This is a genomic window from Caballeronia sp. NK8 (assembly GCF_018408855.1).
GTDB lineage: Bacteria > Pseudomonadota > Gammaproteobacteria > Burkholderiales > Burkholderiaceae > Caballeronia.
In genome coordinates this window covers 104,691-125,241 of record NZ_AP024324.1, presented here as the reverse complement: position 1 = coordinate 125,241, position 20,551 = coordinate 104,691, and the positions used below count along the sequence as shown (strand labels likewise).

Genomic DNA, 20,551 nt, shown 5'->3' with positions numbered 1-20,551 from the left:
CGCAGCGCCATGCGAGCCGCACAAGAGCACCGCTGTCCGCCGAAGTGCGCGCGACGCCTGACACGCTTTCTGTCGCTCGCCCTGTACATGACGGACCCCATCCGTCAGGCCGCCGATGAATGGCTCGTCGCCGAATATTTCGGCGCAACGGGATCGAATCCGCGCGGGCCGATCGTCACGGCCGGCAGCGCGAATAGCAGAGAAGGAACGCCGACATGAACATGCGCCAACTCCAGTATTTCCTCGCAGTGGCCGCCGAGCTGAATTTCACGCGCGCATCGGAACGCGTGAACATCGCTCAGCCCGCATTGAGCGCGCAGATCATCGCGCTGGAAGACGAACTGGGCACGCCGCTTTTCACGCGCGAAAAGCGCAAGGTGCTGCTGACGCCTGCGGGCGAAATCCTCGTCGAACATGCGCAGCGCGTGCTCAACACAGCGACGGCGGCGATCGCCGCGGTGCGCGCGTCGGGACGCGGGGCGCGCGCGCATCTGATCGTCGGCTCCATCTACACGGCCATCTATTGCTTCCTGCCGAACACGCTGCGCATCTTCAACACGCTCGCGCCGAACTCGGACGTCAGCCTGCAGGAAATGACCATCTCGCAGCAGATCGCGGGTCTCAAGGAAGGCCTCATCGAAGTCGGGCTGGTGCGCGGGCATGTGTTCGATCACAACATCGTGACCGAGCTGCTGTATCGCGAGCTGCTCGTGGTCGCCGTGCCGGCGGGCAGCGAGTACGACGTCCCCGGCCCCGTGGATCTGCACGATCTGGCGCGCTGGCCGCTGATCGCGGTCGCGCGCGGCACGGCGACGGAGCGCGGCTACGGCGACAAGATTCTCGACCTCTTCGACGATGCGAATCTCAAGCCCAATGTCGCCAAGGAAGCCTACGACATGCATACGTCCGCGTGCCTCGTCGCGGCGGGCGTGGGCGTCGCGGTCGTGCCCGCCATCATGCAGCTGATGCAGCCGCACGGCGTCGCCTACCGGCCGCTCGCGGTCGACACGCCGGGCGTGTCGCTGTCGCTCGCCTGGCACAAGGATCGCGTGCCGCCGCTGCTCAATGCATGGCGGGAAGCGGCGCGCGCCAATTCGGCGCAACTGATCGCGCGTCATCCGCAATACTTCATCGATACCTCTTCCCCGCGTCTGGTCGAAGCAGCGGCCGCCTGACGCGCTCATTGAGGCGTTCAGCGCGGCTCTTGCAGCCAGTCGTCGACTTTGTCGCTGTGCTCGCCCAGATGCGGCGCCGTGCGCACCTCGGCGGTGGGCGCGCCGTGAAAGCGCACCGGCGGACGCATCTGCACATAGTCGCCCTCCGATGGATGCGTCCTGCGCTCGAAGAAGCCCGTCGCCGCGAGATGCGGATCGGCGAGCACGCCATCGAGATCCCTGACTTCGGATGCGGGGATATCGCATTCGGCGAACAGCATCAGCCAGTCGCGCAACGGCTTGCCCGCGACGATGCGGGCCATTTCCGCGTGCATGCGGTCGAGCGCGTGGAAGCGATCGCGCGCCGTGCACAGCTTCTCGCGCTGCAGAAAATCCGCGTGACCCGTCACGTCGAAAAAGCGCACCCAGCGTTCGTCCGTATAAGGCGCAATTGCGATATAGCCGTCGAGGCATTTCAACGGCTGGCGCAGCGGATCGAGCTGGCGCGGATAGCCCGCGCTCTCCGTCGGCGGAATCAGCGCGCGGCCGTAGAGATGCTCCTGCAACAGGAAATGCGTGAAGCTTTCGAACATCGGCACTTCGACAGACTGCCCGGACCCGGTGCGCTCCCGATGCAGCAGAGCGCCGAGCACGGCATAGGTTGCGTGCAGGCCCGCGACCTTGTCGGCCATCGCCATCGGCAGATAGCGCGGCGCCGGGTTGCCATCCGCGCGCGGCAAGAGACTCGCGGCGCCGGATGCGGCCTGGATGATGTCGTCATAAGCGGGCCGTCCCGCATACGGGCCGTCCTCGCCGAAGCCCGTGCAATGCACGTACACGAGACGCGGATGCAGCGCGCGAACGGCGTCGTAGCCGAGACCGAGCCGCGCGATCGCGTCGCGGCGCAAATTGTGGATGAACACATCGCACCGGCCGAGCAGGCGCACGAGCGATGCCTTGCCGCGCGCCGTCTTCAGATCCCACACGACCGAGCGCTTGCCGCGATTGAGCGTCATGTGCGCCGGTCCCATGCCGCGCGTCTGCGCCGGCCGTCCGACGCGCCTGATTTCGTCGCCCGAGAGCGGCTCGATCTTGATGACATCCGCGCCCATTTCGGCGAGCGTCGCCGTGCAATACGGGCCGAAGATCACCGACGTCATGTCGAGAATGCGCACGCCGTCGAGAATGGACGATGCAGCCATGAAAGTCTTTCCTCGCGGCGGGTATCAGACCGCTTCCTCGGCCGTCAACAGCAGCTTCAGGTTGAACGACGGATCGGCGGCCTGCTCGCGCGACGGGCTGATGCGCCGTTGCAGCAGCCTGCGCGCGGACATGTGATCGGCTGGCCGGTTGCACGATTCGACGCCCGTCAGCCGATGATGCCGGTAGCGAAACACGGAGAACGCGCCGGATGCGGGATCGCCCCGCACGACGCTGCTGTCGAGCCGGCGCGCGACGCCCGCGATCTGCAGCCGCGCGCCGCCCTGATCGCTCCAGAAGACGGGCGTCTGGTCGTACGGCGTCGCATCGCCGAGCAGCGAACGCGCGACATGACGCGCCTGATCGACGGCGTTCTGGACCGATTCGAGCCGCAGCAGATCGCCGCCGTCGAACGCGTAGGGAAACGCCGCGCAATCGCCGATGGCGGAGATCGCCGGGTCGGACGTGCGCAGCCGCTCGTCGACGATGACGCCGTTGAACACGGACAGGCCGCACGCCGCGGCAAGCTCGCTGTTCGGCGCCACGCCCGCGGCCACCAGCATGAGATCGGCGTCGAGCCGCGCGCCGTCGGCGAGTTCGACCGCGCTCACGGACGCGCCGTGACCGACGATGCCCGCCACCCGCGCGTCGAAGGAAAAGCGCACGCCGGCCGCCTGATGATGCGCCGCGCACGCCGCCGACATCTCTGCCGAGATCGCGCGCTTCATCACGCGCTCGACGGACTCGACGACATGCACGTCGCATCCGCGCGCGGCCGCGATGCTGGCGACTTCCAGACCGAGAAAGCCGCCGCCGATCACGACCACGCGGCGCGCTTCGCCGAGCGCAGTCCTGAGCCGCTGCGCATCGGATACGGAGCGCAGCGACACGACGCCATGCGTCGGCTGCGTCAGGAACGGCAGCGCGCGATTGCGCGATCCCGTCGCCAGCACGAGATGATCGTAGGGAACGATGCGCCCCGACGCCAGCGACAAGCGCCTGCGCCGGCGATCGATCGCACTGACGCGCTCGCCCGCGAGCCGTTCGATGCGCGCGTCGTCGAACCAGTGTGCTTCTTCGAGGCTCAGTTCGTCTGCCGCGACGTCGCCGGTCAGGAAGCTTTTGGACAGCGGCGGCCTTTGATACGGCAGGCCCGCTTCGTCGCCAATGATCTGGATCACGCCCTCGTAGCCTTCTTCGCGCAAGGACGCTGCGGCCTGCAACCCCGCCTGCCCCGCCCCGACGATCACCACCGATTCGGGCCGCGCGCTCACTGCCCGCTCTCCTGCGCGGCCGCATCGTCGATGAACTTCTCGACCTTGATCGCCTTCGACGGGCATTTGCGCGCCGCGCCCAGCACCTTTTCGTACAGCGCCTCGTCCGGCTCCGTCTGCAACAGCTTGACGACGCCGTCCTCGTCGCGCTGATCGAACACGTCGGCGCTCGACAGCACGCACAGTCCCGCGCCGACGCACACATCCTGATCGACGGCGACGCGCAGTTTGAAGTTTCCGTTTGCCATGCCCTACTCTCCTTCATCGCGCGAATGCGCGCTGCGGTTGGTTACCAGGTGACGGGCAAGGCTTCGAGACCCTGCACGAAATGATCGCCCTTGCCCTCGATCGCTTCGAGCGGCACGGCGAAGCGCAGGCCCGGCATGCGCTCGAACAGCGACGCGAACACGACCTGCAATTCGACGCGCGCGAGCGGCTGCCCGAGACACTGATGAATGCCGTAGCTGAACGCGACGTGATGATCGGCCTTGCGTGTGATGTCGAACCGCTCGGGCTGCTCGAACGCCGTGGCGTCGTGATTGGCGCCGGAGATCAGCGCGATGACGCCGTCGCCCTTGCGGATCATCTGTCCCGCCACTTCGACGTCCTCCGTCGCGACCCTGAACGCGTTGTAGTGAACGATGGTATGAAAGCGCAGCATTTCCTCGACCGCGTTGCGCAGCAGCGAAGGGGTGTCGCGCAACAACTGCAACTGGTCCGGGTTGGTGAGGAAGCTGAAGACGCCGAGCGCCATCTGGTTCGCGGTCGTTTCGTGGCCGGCCATCAGCAGCAGTTCGGCCATGATGACCAGTTCGCGATGCGTCAGATGTCCCGGCCGCACCTGCTCGACGATCAGCCGGCTCAGCAGGTCCGTGCGCTTCTCCGCATCCTGCGCGCGCTCGGTGATGAGCCGGTCGAGATACGACAGGATGCGGTCCGACGCCGCCTTCGGGATCGACGGATCGACATCGAGCAGCACCTTCAGGCGGCTCTGCTCCTGGAAGAAGCCGTGATCGCACGCGGGCACGTCCAGCAGGCCCGCGATCACTTCCGAGGTCAGCGGCAGGAAGAGATCATCGACCAGATTCGCGGGCGGCCCCTTTTCCAGCAGTTCGTCGACGAGCCGGCTGAAGATCGATTCGATGCGCGGGCGCATCTCGCTCACGCGCTTGATCATGAACTCCTTGGTCAGCATGCGGCGAAAGTGGCCGTGCTGCGGCGGGTCCATGCGAATGAACGCCGGCTCCAGATCGAGCACCGCGTTGCGCGCGGGCGAGAGACTCGGAAAGCCGCTCACGTGCGGATCGCCGCTGAAGCGGTTGTCGCCGAGCACGGCGCGCACGTCGTCGTAACGCGTGAAAAGCCATGCGTCCTTGCCGTCCCACATCCGCACTTTCACCGGTCCCGGCTGTTGCTGATAATCGCGGTACTCGGCAGGCGGAACGAACGGACATTGCCGTGGCATCGGGAACGCCGGTTTGCTGAAAGGACATCCAGACATCGCGCCTCCCGTCACATCCATTGAATGATTGAGCTCATGTCGGGAACCGCTCACAGACCGCCGTTGACGTCGAGCGTCGCGCCCGTCACGTAGCGCGCATCGTCGCTGACGAGAAAGCCGATCGCCGATGCGATCTCCTCGGGCTCGGCTGCGCGCTGCAGACCCGAGCCGGCGATGAGCCTGTCGCGAATCTCTTTGGGCACCTTCTCGCCCATCGCCGTGTTGATCGTGCCCGGCGACACCGCCGCGACGCGGATGCCGTGCGGACCGAGCGGCTTGGCGAGGCTCTTCGTCAGGTTGATGACGGCCGCCTTCGAGCCGCCGTAGTCGGTCACGCCGCTGCCCGCCGTCGCCACGATCGACGCAAGATTGACGATCACGCCGCCGCCGCCCGCCTTGACGAGACGCTTCGCGACTTCCTGGCTCAGAAAGAAGGGCGCGCGCGCGTTGACGCCGTAGGTGAAGTCGTAGTCGGTGGGCGAGATGTCGAAGAAGGTCTTGCCGTGCCACACGCCCGCATTGTTGATGAGCACGCGGATGGTGCCGTACTGCGCGTCGATTGCTTCGACGGCCGCGCGAATCTGTTCGATATCGGTGACGTCGCACGCGCGGTAGGCGTATTCACCCTTGCCCGACTCGGCGATATCGAGTCCGACGACGGTATAGCCGCGCTCGCTCAGGTTCTTGCAAATGGCTTGTCCAGTCAGGCCGTTCGAGCCTGTCACGACTGCAACGTTCGATGTCATGTGTCACCTCTTCTCACGATATGTTCTTGAACCGGATCATCTATCTTCGCGCTCTGTTTCGAGCGGCTCAGGCTCAAGATTCGCGCAGCGGGCGTTGCAGGTCCAATACTGTTTTGCTGGATCGTGAGACCGAATTCCTATCGATGACGACGCCGGCGCGCTCGCGGTCCCAGCAGTCGGCGGTGACGCCTTCCGCGCGCAGCCGATACTTCTCGACGCGCTCGCTCGGCGTCTTCGGCAGGCTGTCGCGAAACGCGACGTAGCGCGGTATCGCGAAGTACGCGAGACGCGGCTCGCACCAGCGGATCAGCTCGCACTCCGTCAGTTGCTCGCCGCGCCTGAGCACGACGACGGCCTTGACGTCGTCTTCGCCGAGTTCCGATGGCACGCCCACCACGCACGATTCGAGCACGGCCGGGTGCGCGCCGATCACGGCCTCGACTTCGAACGATGAAATATTCTCGCCGCGCCGCCTCAGCGCCTGCTTCTTTCGGTCGACGAAGTGGAAGTAGCCGTCTTCGTCCTGCCGCGCGAGATCGCCGGTGTGCATCCACAGATTTCGAAACAGGTCGAGCGTTGCTTCGGCATCCTTGTAATATCCGCTCGTGCCGAGAAACGGACGTTGTGGCCGCACGACCAGCTCGCCTGTCTGACCTTGCGCGACTTCGTTGTCGAGATCGTCGACGACGCGCACTTCATAGCCCGTGATCGCCTTGCCGCATGCGCCCGCGCGACGCTCGTCGTAGGGATTCACGAGACAGCTGCTGCATTCGGTCATGCCGTACAGTTCGAGCAGCCGCGTATTGAAGCGCGCCTCGAACGCATGCCACAGATGCGGCGGCGCGGCGGCGCCCACCATCAGGCGCAGCGGATTGTCGGCATCGAGCGGCGAAGCGGTCTGCTTCATCAAGATCGACAGCATGCCACCGATGAATTTCGCCGACGTGCAGTTCCACCGCCGGCAATCGTCCAGCATGCGGCTCGCCGAAAAGCGTTCGACGAACACGGCCTGTGCATCGGCGAGGAGCGCGGGGCCGGTCGTGCCGTGCGCGCTCGTGTGAAAGAACGGCAAACCGGTGTAGAGGACGTCTTCATCCGTATAGCGCGCGTACTTCACGGCTTGCGCCCAGATCTCGTACCAGTAGTGATGGCTGATCAGCACGCCCTTCGAGCGTCCCGTCGTGCCCGACGTGTACGAGATGGTCGACAACTGCCTGAAGTCCACGGACACGCCGGGCGCGGTTTCCGCATGCGACATCAGTTCGTCGAAATGCAGGGTCTCTCGCCCTGGCCAGGCGGCGAAACGAGGTTGCGCGCGCGCATCCACGACGATCGTGTGATTCAGCTTCGGCAACCGGTCCGCGATCGCGCCGAGTGCGTCGGCGTACGCAGGTTCGACGACGAGCGCGACGCAATCGGCATGATCGATCTGATACGCGAGACCTTCGCCCTTCAACGCGATGTTGATCGGCACGCATACCGTGCCGATTCTATTCAGCCCGAACCACGCGAACAGGAACTCCACACGATTCGACAGCATCAGCGCGACCTTGTCGCCGGGACCGATGCCGAGTGCGCGAAAGCCGTTCGCCGCCCGGTTCGACGACGCGTTCAGTTCCTCGAAACTGACCGTCCGCTCGCGAAACCGGAACACCTCGTGATGCGGATGACGCCGCGCCTTGTCCTCGATGATGTGCCCGATCACGCGATCCGTCTGCGCGTACTCGTGCATCGTCCACTCGGACCATCTGCGCCCGGCGCGCTCGAACTTGTCGTTCCACTGACCCATCGTGTCGCTCACTGTGCTTCGTCCTCGATAACCCGCATCAGCCCTTCCTGCATCGCAGTGCCGACGCGCCGGCCATCCTGATACAGCGCGCCCGCGCCGAGCCCGCGATTGTTCGATGCGCACGGCCCGGTCATGTCGTAGTAGAACCACGCGTCGGGGCGCACGGGCGCGTGGAACCACATTGCGTGATCGAGGCTCGCGGAGCGGGTGCGGCGGTCCATCGTGCCGTGGCCGCGCGGACGCATCGCCGTGGTCATCAGATCGAGGTCGCACGCATACGCAAGCACGGCGTGACACAGCAGCGGGTCGTCGCCGCACGGCTCGCGCAATCTGCACCAGAGTCCGTTGACGGGCGCCGTGACGCCCGGATCGAGCCAGGGCCGCCACATCTCGCTGCGCCGTTCGAAGAGCTGCATGATCGTCGAGACGTGCGAGCGGCGCCGTTCCAGCAAGTGCGCTTCGCGCGCGAAAAATTCCGCTTCGGCGGGCATGTGATCGGGAGGCGGCACGTCCGGCGTCGCGGGCAATCGCTCGTGACAGCCTTCAGCCGCCTGAAACGACGCCGCGCCCATGAACACCACGCGCGCCGCCTGCGTGACGACCACGCGGCGGGTGCTGAAGCTGCGGCCATCGCGCACCGGCTCCACGTCGAAGCGCAGCGGCTTCGTCACGTCGCCGGGATGCACGAAATAGCCCTGCATCGAATGCAGGCCGTGTGCGTCGCGCACGGTGCGTCCCATCGCCATGATCGACTGCGCGAGCAGTTGCCCGCCGTAGATGCGGCGCACGCCGTCGACGAGCGACTCGCCCGAGAACACATGACGCTGCCCCTCGCGCACGCGCAATACCGACAGCAGATCGCTCACCGTCACCGCCATGCGCCCTCCCCGTCAGCCCGGAATCGCGACGACGAGTCCGTCCAGCTCGGGCGTGATCTCGATCTGGCAGCTCAGGCGGCTGTTGCTACGCGGCTCGCCGAGGCCTTCGAGCATTTCGCGCTCGATGTCGCAGGCTTCCCCGACCACCCGCATCCACGTCGCATCGACATGGACCTCGCAGGTCGCGCAACTGCACGCGCCGCCGCATTCCGCGACGATTCCCGCGATCATGTTGTCGACCGCGCCCTGCATCACCGAACTGCCGAGCGGAACATCGACTGCCGTGGTTTCGCCGCTCACCTGCACGTATTTGACGACTGGCATTGCACACCTCTCTCTGGCTGAATCAATCTGAATCAATCGGACTGTTGCTGCGCCGCTTCGAACAGCGACTTCAATGAAAACGTCTCGTCGGCAAGCCGCGCGGCATCGACGGCGATGCCTTCGGCGATCAGACGCTTGCTCTGCATGAATTCCTGCGCGCGGTTGATGCAGTCCGCCGCGACGAGCCGTCCGGACTTCAGATAGAACGCGCTGAAGCTGCGGCCCGTGTCGCGCGAGCCGCGCACGACGACCTGGTCATAGCCCGCGTTGAGACCCGCGATCTGCAGCTTGATGTCATATTGGTCGGACCAGAACCACGGCAGCGCGCGATACGGCTTGTCCTTGCCGCACAGCGCCGCGGCGGCGGCCTTCGCCTGCTCGGTCGCATTGGGAACCGACTCGAGCCGGATGCGCCCGTAATACGGCGACGGATGCAACGAGCAGTCGCCGGCCGCGACGATGTCCGGGTCCGCAGTCCGCGCGCACGCATCGACCACGATGCCGTTGTCGACATCGAGTCCGGCCGCCTGCGCCAGTTCCACGTTCGGCATCACGCCCACGCCGACCACCACGAGACTCGCGGCGAGCGTCGTTCCATCGCGCAGCACGATCTGCTCGACGCGTGCGTCACCCTCGAAGCGATCGACCGTGACACCCGTGCGGATATCGACGCCCTCTTCGCGGTGCACGCGCTCGAAGAACGCGGACACGTCCGGCGCGGTCACGCGCGCGAGCACGCGCGGCGCCATTTCGAGCACGGTCACGCGCATGCCGAGCCGATTGAGCACGGCCGCCGTCTCCAGCCCGATATAGCCGCCGCCGACGATCGCGGCATGCGCGCCCGGCTGTACATGACGGCGAATGCGATCGATGTCCGCGATGCCGCGCAGGTAATGCACGCCTTCCAGTTGCGCGCCCGGCAGCGCCACGGTGCGCACACGCGTGCCGGTGCACAGCGCGAGCTTGTCGTAAGCGAGCGTGCTGCCGTCCTGCAAAGTCACCGACTTGCGCTCACGGTCGATCGACACGACCCGCTCGCCGAGACGAAATTCGATGCCGAACTTCGCGTACGCGTCGGCCGCGCGGATCAGCAGATCGTTGCTGTCCTTTTCCCCGAGCAGATACGCCTTCGACAGCGGCGGCCGGTGATAGGGCAGATGCGGTTCGTCGCCGATCACGACGATGCGCCCTTGCCAGCCCTCCTGCCGCAGACTCGGCGCGAGTTGCGCCGCCGCATGGCTCGCGCCGACGATGATGCAGGTCTGCTCCACGATGCCCTCCTTGCTGTTCTTCACCTGATCACGCGCCCACGGCGGGCCATGCGCGGCCGGGCCGCCCGAGCACTTCGCCGTTGTGTTCGCCGAGCATCGGCGGCGAGCGGTCGATGTGCGTCGGCGTGCCGGAGAAATTCAGCGGGTTATTGATGATCCTGAATGCGCCGCCCTGCGGATGCGGCAGAGTCTTCAGCAGCTTGTCGACGACGTGCGGATCGCTGAACACTTCGGGCCAGGTGCGCACCGCGCCGTAGATCGCGCCCGCCGCCGAGAGCCGCTCGTCCCACGCGTCGAGATCGCGCGTGGCGAAGATCGCGCCGAGCCGTGCGTTGACGAGTTCGCGGTTGGCGAGACGCGCGGCCTTCGTGGCGAATCGTTCATCGGTCTTCAGTTCGGGCGCATCGAGCGCATCGCACAGCACCTGCCAGAACTTGTCGTTGATCGTGATGATCATGATGTCGCGGCCATCGGATGTCGCGTACGTGTTGTTCGGCACGATGTCCCAGTGCTGGTTGCCCATGCGCCGTGGCGTCTGCGCGGTCAGGTCGAAGTACACGTCGCGCGGCACCTGGCTGAAGATGCTGGCGTCGAGCATCGACAGATCGACGCGCTGGCCTTCGCCCGTGCGCTCGCGCGCCTGCAATGCGGTGAGCATGCCGATCGCGGCGAGCAGCGCGGTCACGAGGTCAGAAAACGGAAAGCCGGTCTTGAGCGGCCCGGATTGTTCCGTGCCCGTGACCTGCATCACGCCGGAAATCGCCTGGATGATCATGTCGAGCGCGGGACGGTTGCGGTCGCGCCCGTTGCGATCGAAGCCCGAAATCGAGCAATAGACGAGGCGCGGATTCAGCTCGCGCAACGCTTCATAGCCGATGCCCACACGTTCCGTGAAGCCGGGACGGAAGTTTTCGACCAGCACGTCGGCCTCGGCGGCGAGCGCGCGCGCGGCGGCCTGCCCTTCCTCTGTCTTCAGATCGAGCACGATGCCGCGCTTGTTGCGATTCACGCCGAGAAAGAATGCGCCGTCGCCGTTGAGCGTGGTCTCGCCCGAGCGGCGAAACGGATCGCCCTCCGGCTGCTCGACCTTGATCACGTCGGCGCCGCAGTCGCCGAGCATCATCGTTGCGAACGGGCCGGTCATCATCTGCGTGAAGTCGAGCACCCTGAGGCCTTGCAGCGCCGTTTTCATGCCTTTTCCTTCTCGGTGTAGAACGCTTCGCGCTCGTGGTTCGAGGCGCGCACGCCCTTGTCGCGGCGCTGCTTCATGAAGTTGTATTCGTCCGATTCGTAACGCACGTTGGTCGCGAGCGCGTGCAGCACGTGACCGTAGGCGAACTGGCTCGCGATGCCGAGCGAATCCATCGCGAGATTGGTCGCCGCCTTGCCGACCACGATGCCATCGCGCGGCAGCCGCACGATGCGCTCCGCCCATTCTTCGCCCGCGTCGTCGAGCGATGCGAGCGGCACGACCTTGTTGACGAGGCCGTTGGCGAGACACGTCTGCGCATCCCACACGTCCGCCATCAGCAACAGCTCGCGCGCCTTGCGCGGGCCCAACGCCATCATTTCCCACGCGGCGAAGTAGGCCGCGCCCGACAGCCCGAGCTTTTGTTCCGGATGACCCATCTTCGCCGTGTCGGCCGCGATCACGAGATCGGAGCCTTCCGCGAGATACAGGCCCGCGCCGAGGCAATAGCCCTTCACGAGCGCGAGCGTCGGCTTCAGAAACTTGAAGATGCGCTCGAAGCGTTCGATATAGCGCTTGTCGTGCAGGAGCCGCGCGCGCTGGCTCGGCTTGCGCGGACGTCCCTTTTCGTCCAGTGTCGTTGCGCCGTATTCGGTGCCGACTTCCGCGAGATCGTGTCCGGTGCTGAAATCGTCGCCCGCACTGCGAAGCACCACCACGCGCACGTCGTCGTCGGCTTCGGCGCGGTCGTAGCCGTCCATCAGCTGATCGAGCATGGCACTCGTCATCGCGTTCTTCTTCTCCGGGCGATCGATCGTGATATAGGCCCGGCCATCCTTCGCGACGTAGTCGATGCTGCCTGTCATGTGTCTTCTCCCGTTCCTAGTTGTTCAGGTTGATCGCGACCGCCTTGACCTCGGTGTACAGCTCGATGGCCTCGAAGCCCCGCTCGCGGCCCCAGCCCGATTGCTTGTAGCCGCCGTACGGCAAGGTCGCGTCGGGCGACGACAACGCATTCACATTGACGATGCCCGCTTGCATGCGGCGCGCCATCTTGTGCGCGCGGCCGATGTCCTTGGTCCAGATGCTCGCCGCGAGCCCATAGGTCGACGCGTTCGCGGTGGCCGCGATGCGATCGAGATCGTCGTCGTCGAAGGACATCGCGCACAGCACTGGCCCGAAGATTTCCTCGTCGTGCACTTTCATGCCGGGCTTCACGCCCGTCAGCACGGTCGGCTGCACGAAGAAGCCGCGCTCGCCGGACGCGCCGCCGCCCGCGTACAGCGTCGCGCCCTCCTCCTGTCCGCTATGGATGTAGCCCGCCACGCGGTCGAGCTGGCGTCGCGAGATCACCGGGCCCATGTCCGTGCCCGCATCGAGGCCGTGGCCCATCTTCATGCCGTTGGCGCGCTTCGCGATCAGTTCGAGCATCGGTTCGTAGGCGCGCTCGTGGACATACAGCCGCGAGCCCGCCGCGCAGATCTGCCCGGCGTGAAAGAAGATCGACGAACACACGCCCGCCGCTGCCGCTTCGAGGTTCGCGTCGGGAAACACGATCACCGGCGATTTGCCGCCCAGTTCCAGCGAGACACGTTTGAGGTTGCCGCTCGCCGCCTGCAGAATGCGCCGTCCCGTTTCACCCGACCCCGTGAACGCGACCTTGTCGACGCCCGGATGCGCGGCGAGAGCCGAACCCACCGGATGGCCAAAGCCCGTCACGATGTTCAGCACGCCCGGCGGTATGCCCGCTTCCAGCGCGAGCTCGCCGAGCCGCAGCGCCGTGAGCGGCGTCTGCTCCGAAGGCTTCATCACGACCGCGCAACCCGCCGCGAGCGCGGGCGCGATCTTCCACATCGCCATGTTGAGCGGGAAATTCCACGGGATGATCTGCCCGACCACGCCCACCGGTTCACGCAGCGTGTACGCGTGCCATTCGCCGGGGAGCGAAACGTTCGGCGTCTCGCCGCCCATCTTCGTCGTCCAGCCCGCCATGTAGCGCAGCATCTCGACGATGCCCGGCACGTCGCCATTGCGGCAGAACGGCAGCGGCTTGCCGCTGTTGATGCATTCGAGGTGCGCGAGTTCGTCGGCGTTGGCTTCGATCAGGTCGGCGAAGCGCAGCATCATGCGCGTGCGTTCGGCCGGCGTGACCTTGCGCCACGCGCCTTCCAGCGCGCCGCGCGCCGCCGCGACCGCGCGATCGACATCGCTGGCCGTCGCTTCCGCCACCGTGGCGATAACCTCGCCCGTCGCGGGATCGAGGATCTCGGTGCGTCTGCCGCCATCGGATGCGATCATGCGGCCGTCGATCAGCAACTGATGCTCGCGCGATAGAAACGCGCGCGCGGCTTCCCCCAGCGCGGGATGAATATTCGTCGTCATGTCAGAGTCCTTCGAGGTCAATGGAGTGGTCCCGCATCACTTGCCGAGCAGTTGCCGCGCGATGATCAGCCGATGAATCTCGTTGGTGCCTTCGAGAATCTGGTTCAGCTTGGCGTCGCGCATGAAGCGCTCGACGGGATATTCGGTCGAGTAGCCGTATGAGCCGTGCACCTGGACGGCTTCCAGCGCGACCTCCATGGCGACATCGGTGACGAAGCACTTCGCCATCGACGAAAGCAGCGTGAGGCGGCTCGTGTCGCCGGCGTCGATTTCCTGCGTGCTGGTGTAGAGCAGCGTGCGCGCGGCCTCGATCTTCATCGCCATGTCGGCGAGCTTGAACTGGATCGCCTGAAAGTCGCCGATGCGCTTGCCGAACTGGCGACGGTCCTTCGCATAGCGCACGGATTCGTCGAGCGCGGCCTGCGCGAGCCCGAGCGACGACGCCGCGACCGATGGCCGGTTGAGGTCGAGAATCTTCATGCAGGCCTTGAAGCCGTTGCCCTCCTCGCCGAGCAGACAGTCCGCATCGACGCGCATGTTCTCGAAGAACACCAGATAGCTCGGCGAACCGTGCCGGCCCATCTTCGTTTCCTTGCGGCCGATCTTGAGTCCCGGCGTGTTCGTATCGACGAGGAACACGCTGATGCCTTCGTGTCCGCGTCCTTCCGATGTGCGCGCGAAGACGAGCATCGTGTGTGCTTGCGCCGCCCAGGTGATCCAGCTTTTCTGGCCGTCGATCACATATGAAGCGCCGTCGCGGCGCGCCACGGTGCGGATCGCGGAGACATCCGAGCCGGCCTCCGGCTCCGTGATCGCCACGCACGAGATGGTGCGGCCCTTCGCCGCTTCCGGCAGATAACGTTGCCGCTGCGCGTCGGTGCCGAAGTGCAGCAGCGGCAGAATCAGTCCGATCGAATTGTTCGCGCACAACGTCGACGCGGCGAGCGACACCTTGCCGATCTCCTCCTTGGCGATGCACACCGACGTCAGATCGCCGCCCGGGCCGTCGTATTCCTCCGGCACCCACATCTGCAGCAGGCCGAGATCGCCGAACACCTCGACGAGCGTTTCCGGGAAGTCGCGCGTCTCTTCCATTTCCGCGACGAGCGGGCGCACCTGTTCGTCGGCGACCCTGCGGACCATGTCTCGCAGCATCTCCTGTTCTTCGCTGAACTTCACGTTGTTCTCCTCATGTGCGCCGCGTCAGGGCCGGGTCACGTCGCGAAAGCCGAGCGCGCGCAGCGCGGGCTCGTCGGTCACGCGTATCAGTTGCGCGTGTTCCGACAGGCTTTCGAGCGTGAACGCGTGCCAGCACGGAATGGCGATCACATCGCCGCGCGTAAGCTCGACCGCGCCGAGCGGTTCGACGCTCACGCGCACCTGGCCGCTCATGACGGTGTAAAGGTTGTTGTCGATGCGCGGCCGCTCGTCCTGCCGCGCACCGTGCACGAGGCCGATCGAATGCACGCCGATGGTATTCAGGCATTGCGTGTCCAGTTCGAACGCGCCGTGTTCCCGCGCACCGCGCTCCAGCTCCGCGCACTGGTGTCGCATCGGCGAATCCGGCGCGTGCGTCGTCACGGGTTCGTTGCGTTGCGGGTGATCCTCGAAGAACATGCATTCGAGGTTCTGCACCAGCGGCACATCGAGGAAGTCGATCCAGAAGGCGGGTTCGTCGCCGAAATTGCTGTGGCCATGCCAGTGCCACGAAGGCGTGAGCACGACGTCGCCGGGCGCGACATCGATCTTCACGCCGTCGACGATCGTGAAGGTGCGCTCGCCCGCGTCCAGAATCAGCCGCAGCGCGTTCGGCGAATGGCGGTGCGAGCGCGCCGTCTCGCCCGGCAGCACGAGCTGATAGGCCGCCACCAGATTGCGGCAGGTCGGGTAGATGTTGTCGGCGATCGGATCGACCATGATCAGGTTGCGCCGCTCCGCCTGCTCGGGCGAAACGAATGCGCAGGCGGCATCGAGCGCGGCGCGCGCATCGGCGTAGCGCCACACGGCCGGCACGAAGCGCGGGCGCGGCGCGGGCCACATCTGCGGCGCTTTCTTGGCCCAGCCCGGCGAGAACGCGCGGGCCTGCAAGTCATCGAAATAGCCATCGGGAGCACGCGGCGCCTGCGTGAGCTTGTGCGACATCACTGTTCTCCGTTCGTTGGTCCGTCACACCGCGAGACCGGCCTTCGCCTCGTCCCACACGGGATGCGCGCCGAGCTCGCCCTGACGCACGCGCAGCGTCATGGAGCCGATGCCGTCGATCACGATGTCGAGCACGTCGCCGTCCACGACGGGACCGACGCCCGCCGGCGTGCCGCTCGCGATGATGTCGCCCGGTTCGAGCGTCATCACCGCCGAGGACATCGCGATCATCTCGGGAATGTCGACGATCAGATCGCGGGTCGACGCGCGCTGGCGCTCCTCGCCGTTGACGTAGAGACGCATCGTGATGGCGTCGAAATCGGCGATCTCGTCAGCGGTGACGATCCACGGTCCGGTCGGGCAGAACGTGTCGAACGACTTGCGCATCACGCGCTCCTCCTTGCCGCGCACGACCATGTCGAGCAGGCAAGTGAAGCCGAACACGTAGTCGCGGGCTTCGGCGCGCGTGGCGCCGCGACCGCGCTTGCCGATCACGATGCCCAGCTCGCATTCGTGGTGGATCTCGCGGCCGGCGAGCGGCGGCAGGACGATGTCGTCGGCGGGACCGCTCAGGCTCGAACTGGCCTTCAGGAAAAAACCCTGGCCGCTCGCCTTGAACGTCGAGATCACGCCGCTGCCCGTGCCGTGCTTCATTTCGTCGATATGCGCGTGATAGTTCGCCGGAAACGCGATGACCTTGTTCGGCCATTGCACCGGCGCTTCGAGTCGCACGTCCGCGAGCGGCTGGGCTTTGCGATTTGCGAGCGCGTCGCGCAGCGCGCCGCCGCGCTGCTGCCACTCGGCGATCAGGCGCACCATGCCGACGGGTGGCCATGCTCCGGGCTGCGCCGCTGCGAGATCGGTGACGTCGATGACGCGCTCGCCAGCCACGATGCCGATGCGGCCCTGGTCGAAGGTAACGAGCTTCATCGCGTGACCACCTCTTCGCTGACGACTGCCTCGGGCTTCACGGGATAGACGCCGCGAATCACGTTGACCAGCGCTTGCGCATCCTCGGGCGCGGCGTCGGCACGCCATGCAACGTGGCCGTCGGGACGCACGAGCACCAGCGCGCGCTCGTAGGCGGCGCGCGCCGCATCGTTGCCGACGTCGATCACGGTGAGCGGCACGCCCGCGCGCTGCGCCGCGTCGCGCAGCGCTTCGATGTCGAGCGACGGATCGAAGCGCAGCAGCACGAAAGTCTGGCCGAACAGGTCGAGCGTGGAACGGCCCGGCGCGAGCCACACATGCGGCGCGCGATGGCCGGGGCGCGAGGTCTGCACATAGGTGCTGACCGTGTCGTCCGGCTCGGGGGTGCCGTCCGGCACGACGATCGACGAACCTTCGTAGCGAAAGCCCAGATGAATGCCGATGGTGTACCACTCGCGCTTCATCATCGCCGTATAGGCGTCGCCGAAGATGCGGCGCGCCTCGTCGCCCGCTTCGCCCGGCTCGAACACGGCCGCGCTCAGGTTCTCGCGCGGCGTGAGCATCAGCTTGAGATTGCTGGTCGCCTCGTTGACGTTGCGTATCGCGACCGGACGGCGCTCGAATTCGTAGGTGTCGAGCAGATGCGCGCCGCCCCAGCCTTCGACCATCGCCTGGAGCTTCCAGCCGAGATCCACGGCATCCTGAATGCCCATGTTCATGCCGAAGCCGCCCGTCGGCGAGGTGAGATGCGCCGCGTCGCCGGCAATCTTCACGCGGGCCGTGCCGTAGTCATCGGCGACGAGCTGGCGGCGGATCCACGGCATTACCGAGAGAATCCTGAACTCCACATCGTCGCGACCCACCGCGCGCCGGAAGGCCGTCGCCACGTCGTCTTCCGACAGCGTGCGCATCGTGCCGTCGCCGACGATCGAGAAACGCCACCAGTCGCGCCCGTTGATCGCGACGACCGTGCTCCACGTGCCCTCCGGCCCGATGAAGATATAGCGGTAGCCGGGCTTCTTGTCGTGCAGCGCTTCGAGCCCCTTGCACTCGATGATCGCGTTCGTCGTGTAAGTGAGCGCGGGGGTGCCCGTCATGCGGATGCCGAGACGCTCCTTCACGCGGCTCGCACCGCCGTCGCAACCGACGAGATACTGGCACTCGATGGTTTCTTCCTTGCCCGAGGCGAGATCGCGCACGGTCACCGTGACGCCGTCCTCGCGCTCTTCGTGCGAAACGTATTCCGTGCAGTAGCGGATCTGCGCGTTGCCGGTCTTCTTCGCGAAGCGCGTCAGCACGGGATCGAAGAAATTTTGCGGACAGCGCTCGCGCTTTTGCGGGCTTTGCTCGGGCCGCGCTTCGTCACGCACGCTCGGAAACGGTTCGCGGCCGAATTCATAGCCGCCCGCGAGCTGCGACACCCATGCGTAGTCCTGCGGATAGTCGCGGTTGTAGCCCGCGGTTTCGACGTCGTCGACGATGCCCCAGCGGCGGCAGAACTCCATCGTGCGAATGCCGACCATGTCCATCCTGGGCTGAAACACGGTGCCGTCGCCGCGCTCGATCAGCACGCAGGGAATGCCGCGCCAGCCGAGATCGCCCGCGAGGGAAAGACCGACCGGCCCCGCTCCGACGATGACGACCGGTACACGTCCGTTCGCTTCGATTCTTGCCATAGCTGAATGCTCCATCACGCTTTACGTGTCGTTAGAACCTACGTCGCGCCGCCACGCTTGCTCACAGCGGCGCCTCGATGTGAAGCCACTCTAGCAAGCACTCCCGTGGCTCGACCAATACTGTTTGCAGAGGAATTCAGAGGATTTCCCTCTGATACGCACGCAAGGTTCTTCCTCTCAATGGATCGGAAAAACGTATTGGTTTCGGGGCGATATGCATGGCTATTCTGTGAACCAGCCGATGAGCGCAGACGCTCGGGCACCGATAACGAACAAGATCAGGAGACACGACGCCATGCCTATCAACCGTTCCGGCTAGTCGCCTCGCACGACGCTTTTCAAACAGGCCGGCCTGCCCGCAAGCGCGAGCGCATGGCCGTCGATTCGCATCCGCGCCGCGCGCCTGTCCGCCGCGGCGCCGCATTTCAAAGGCTCGCCATGACGACTCATGAACGCCCCTGGTATCGCTGGTATGTGCTGTTCATCCTCACGCTGATCTATGCCTTCAGTTATGTCGACCGGCAGATCGTGACCATCCTCGCGCCCTATCTGAAGAAAGATCTCGGCGTATCCGACGCGCAGCTCGGCCTCTTGTACGGCACGTCGTTCGCGCTCTTCTATTGCGTGTTCGGCATCCCGCTCGCGCGTCTCGCCGATGGCTGGAGCCGCGTGCGCACGCTCGCGCTCGGGCTGTCGTTCTGGTCGCTGATGACGGCGCTGTCGGGTCTCTCGCGCAGCTTCGTGCAGCTCGGCACGGCGCGCATCGGCGTGGGCATCGGCGAGGCGAGCGCGACGCCCGCCGCGGTCTCGCTGCTCGGCGACTACTTCGAGCGCGCGCGGCGCGGCACGGTGCTCGCGCTCTATTCCGTCGGCGTGTATGTGGGCGCGGGCGCATCGCTTGCGATCGGCGGCTCGATCGTGTCCGCGTGGGAGCGGACTTTCGCGGGCGGCAACGCGCCGTTCGGACTGACCGGATGGCAGGCGTCGTTCATCGGCGTCGGCGTGCCGGGCATCCTGTTCGCACTGGTCGTCATGCTGACCGTTCGCGAGCCGGTGCGTGGCAGGCTCGACACCGTGCCCGCGAGAAAGGACCCGCATCCGTTCGCGAGCGCGCTGCGCGATCTCGGCGCGATGATTCCGCCGTGGAGCTGGATGCGCCTGCAGGCGCTCGGCGCGCCGCGTCGCGAATATCTGCGCAATGTCGTCTATCTGCTGCTTGCCGTCGCGCTGGTGATCGTGGCCACCTGGGGCAGCAATCAGGTGCTCTCCGCGGGTCGTAAGGCCGTGATCGCCACGGTCGGCGGCTTCGATATCACCAGCAATCTCGTGCAGTGGATCGCCATCGCGGTCGCGTTCTATGTGTGCTCGAACTGGTATCAGGCCACGCGTCTCGGCGATGCCTACGCGCACCGTCTCATCACCGGCTCGCGCACGTTCGCGGCCGTCACCGTGGCGGGCGCGTTTCTCGCGTTCGCGATGAACGCCGTCAATGCCTTCGTGTTCGTCTACGCGAGCCGCACGCTCGGCCTGACGGCGCAGGCGGGCCTGCATCTCGGCATCATCGCGATCATCGCGGGCGGCGCCGGCATCAGCCTGAGCGGCTATCTGTGCGACTGGGCCAAGCGCAAGCACGCGTTCGGCCGGCTGTATTTCGTCTGCGTGACGGCGACCGCATTCAGCGCCGCGACCGTGCTGCAGTACCTCACGCCAAGCGTCACGCTGTTCTATTGCGCCTACGCGGTCGCGACGTTCTTCGTGCCGATGTGGTTCGGCCCGCTTCAGGCGACCACGCAGGATCTCGTCATTCCGCGCCTGCGCGGCACGGCGTTCGCCGCGTTCTCGCTCGGCCCGAACATCTTCGGTCTGGGTCTCGGACCCTACTTCGTCGGTCTCGTGAGCGACGCATCCGGCGATCTCCGTCTCGCGATCCTCTGCGCGATCGGCGTGCTGCCCGTTTCGATCGGCGCGCTGCTGTTCGCGAGCCGTTCGCTGTTGCAGGGCGAAGCCGCCGCGCATGCGGAACTCGAACGCTTCAATGCCGAAACGCGCGAGGAAGGCTACGTGGATGTCGGTGGTCCGCAATTGACGCACTAGC

19 protein-coding genes are annotated in these 20,551 nt (G+C 65.9%); 3 read left to right on the top strand and 16 right to left on the bottom strand.

Going from position 1 to position 20,551, the window contains the following annotated elements; genetic code table 11:
- Positions 1 to 9 precede the first annotated feature (9 nt).
- Both NK8_RS22175 and NK8_RS22170 read left to right on the top strand, forming a co-directional pair.
- On the top strand, positions 10 to 219 hold the full coding sequence (locus tag NK8_RS22175; RefSeq protein WP_213231136.1) for a hypothetical protein: 210 nt from the start codon (positions 10 to 12) through the stop codon (positions 217 to 219).
- Complete coding sequence (locus NK8_RS22170) at positions 216 to 1,175, top strand: LysR substrate-binding domain-containing protein (protein ID WP_213231135.1); 960 nt, start codon at positions 216 to 218, stop codon at positions 1,173 to 1,175. Before NK8_RS22175 ends, NK8_RS22170 begins: the two co-directional genes overlap by 4 nt.
- A 17-nt stretch (positions 1,176 to 1,192) precedes the next feature.
- Here NK8_RS22170 and NK8_RS22165 read toward each other — a convergent pair whose 3' ends face one another.
- From NK8_RS22165 to NK8_RS22090, 16 genes are all read right to left on the bottom strand, one after another.
- Positions 1,193 to 2,356, bottom strand: a complete 1,164-nt coding sequence (locus tag NK8_RS22165; RefSeq protein ID WP_213231134.1) for a CaiB/BaiF CoA-transferase family protein — start codon at positions 2,354 to 2,356, stop codon at positions 1,193 to 1,195.
- A 24-nt stretch (positions 2,357 to 2,380) separates the two neighbouring features.
- Positions 2,381 to 3,628: an NAD(P)/FAD-dependent oxidoreductase gene (locus tag NK8_RS22160; protein WP_213231133.1), complete on the bottom strand. Its 1,248-nt coding sequence runs from the start codon at positions 3,626 to 3,628 to the stop codon at positions 2,381 to 2,383.
- A complete protein-coding gene (locus NK8_RS22155; protein ID WP_061178838.1) occupies positions 3,625 to 3,876 on the bottom strand; it encodes a ferredoxin in 252 nt (83 codons plus the stop codon). Before NK8_RS22155 ends, NK8_RS22160 begins: the two co-directional genes overlap by 4 nt.
- A 41-nt stretch (positions 3,877 to 3,917) precedes the next feature.
- Entirely contained in the window at positions 3,918 to 5,093 is a 1,176-nt protein-coding gene (locus tag NK8_RS22150; RefSeq protein WP_225936380.1) for a cytochrome P450, read from the bottom strand.
- Positions 5,094 to 5,179: 86 nt separating this feature from the next.
- Positions 5,180 to 5,875, bottom strand: a complete 696-nt coding sequence (locus NK8_RS22145) for an SDR family NAD(P)-dependent oxidoreductase (protein WP_061178837.1) — start codon at positions 5,873 to 5,875, stop codon at positions 5,180 to 5,182.
- Between the two features lie 73 nt (positions 5,876 to 5,948).
- On the bottom strand, positions 5,949 to 7,676 hold the full coding sequence (locus tag NK8_RS22140) for an ATP-dependent acyl-CoA ligase (protein WP_225936379.1): 1,728 nt from the start codon (positions 7,674 to 7,676) through the stop codon (positions 5,949 to 5,951).
- Positions 7,673 to 8,542 carry an acyl-CoA thioesterase II gene (locus NK8_RS22135; RefSeq protein WP_061178836.1) on the bottom strand — a complete coding sequence of 290 codons (870 nt, stop codon included), beginning with the start codon at positions 8,540 to 8,542 and terminating at the stop codon, positions 7,673 to 7,675. Before NK8_RS22135 ends, NK8_RS22140 begins: the two co-directional genes overlap by 4 nt.
- Before the next feature lie 12 nt (positions 8,543 to 8,554).
- Positions 8,555 to 8,866 (bottom strand): 2Fe-2S iron-sulfur cluster-binding protein, encoded by a 312-nt coding sequence (locus tag NK8_RS22130; RefSeq protein ID WP_213231131.1) that lies wholly within the window; start codon positions 8,864 to 8,866, stop codon positions 8,555 to 8,557.
- A gap of 32 nt (positions 8,867 to 8,898) precedes the next feature.
- Positions 8,899 to 10,161 (bottom strand): NAD(P)/FAD-dependent oxidoreductase, encoded by a 1,263-nt coding sequence (locus NK8_RS22125; protein WP_213231130.1) that lies wholly within the window; start codon positions 10,159 to 10,161, stop codon positions 8,899 to 8,901.
- A 4-nt stretch (positions 10,162 to 10,165) separates the two neighbouring features.
- Positions 10,166 to 11,329 (bottom strand): CaiB/BaiF CoA-transferase family protein, encoded by a 1,164-nt coding sequence (locus tag NK8_RS22120; RefSeq protein ID WP_213231128.1) that lies wholly within the window; start codon positions 11,327 to 11,329, stop codon positions 10,166 to 10,168.
- The gene (locus tag NK8_RS22115; RefSeq protein WP_213231126.1) at positions 11,326 to 12,192 is read right to left on the bottom strand and encodes an enoyl-CoA hydratase-related protein; all 867 of its coding nucleotides are present in this window, start codon (positions 12,190 to 12,192) and stop codon (positions 11,326 to 11,328) included. The genes NK8_RS22120 and NK8_RS22115 overlap by 4 nt, the downstream gene beginning before the upstream one ends.
- Before the next feature lie 16 nt (positions 12,193 to 12,208).
- The gene (locus NK8_RS22110) at positions 12,209 to 13,708 is read right to left on the bottom strand and encodes an aldehyde dehydrogenase (RefSeq protein ID WP_213231124.1); all 1,500 of its coding nucleotides are present in this window, start codon (positions 13,706 to 13,708) and stop codon (positions 12,209 to 12,211) included.
- A 36-nt stretch (positions 13,709 to 13,744) separates the two neighbouring features.
- On the bottom strand, positions 13,745 to 14,887 hold the full coding sequence (locus tag NK8_RS22105) for an acyl-CoA dehydrogenase family protein (protein WP_213231122.1): 1,143 nt from the start codon (positions 14,885 to 14,887) through the stop codon (positions 13,745 to 13,747).
- A 24-nt stretch (positions 14,888 to 14,911) separates the two neighbouring features.
- Complete coding sequence (locus NK8_RS22100; protein ID WP_213231121.1) at positions 14,912 to 15,850, bottom strand: cupin domain-containing protein; 939 nt, start codon at positions 15,848 to 15,850, stop codon at positions 14,912 to 14,914.
- 24 nt (positions 15,851 to 15,874) lie between these two features.
- A complete protein-coding gene (locus tag NK8_RS22095; protein ID WP_213231120.1) occupies positions 15,875 to 16,780 on the bottom strand; it encodes a fumarylacetoacetate hydrolase family protein in 906 nt (301 codons plus the stop codon).
- Positions 16,777 to 18,456, bottom strand: coding sequence for an FAD-dependent oxidoreductase (locus tag NK8_RS22090; protein WP_213231119.1), 1,680 nt, complete (start codon positions 18,454 to 18,456; stop codon positions 16,777 to 16,779). Before NK8_RS22090 ends, NK8_RS22095 begins: the two co-directional genes overlap by 4 nt.
- 438 nt (positions 18,457 to 18,894) lie before the next feature.
- Here NK8_RS22090 and NK8_RS22085 point away from each other — a divergent pair, with 438 nt between their 5' ends.
- Positions 18,895 to 20,550: an MFS transporter gene (locus NK8_RS22085; RefSeq protein WP_061178877.1), complete on the top strand. Its 1,656-nt coding sequence runs from the start codon at positions 18,895 to 18,897 to the stop codon at positions 20,548 to 20,550.
- Position 20,551: the final 1 nt, after the last annotated feature.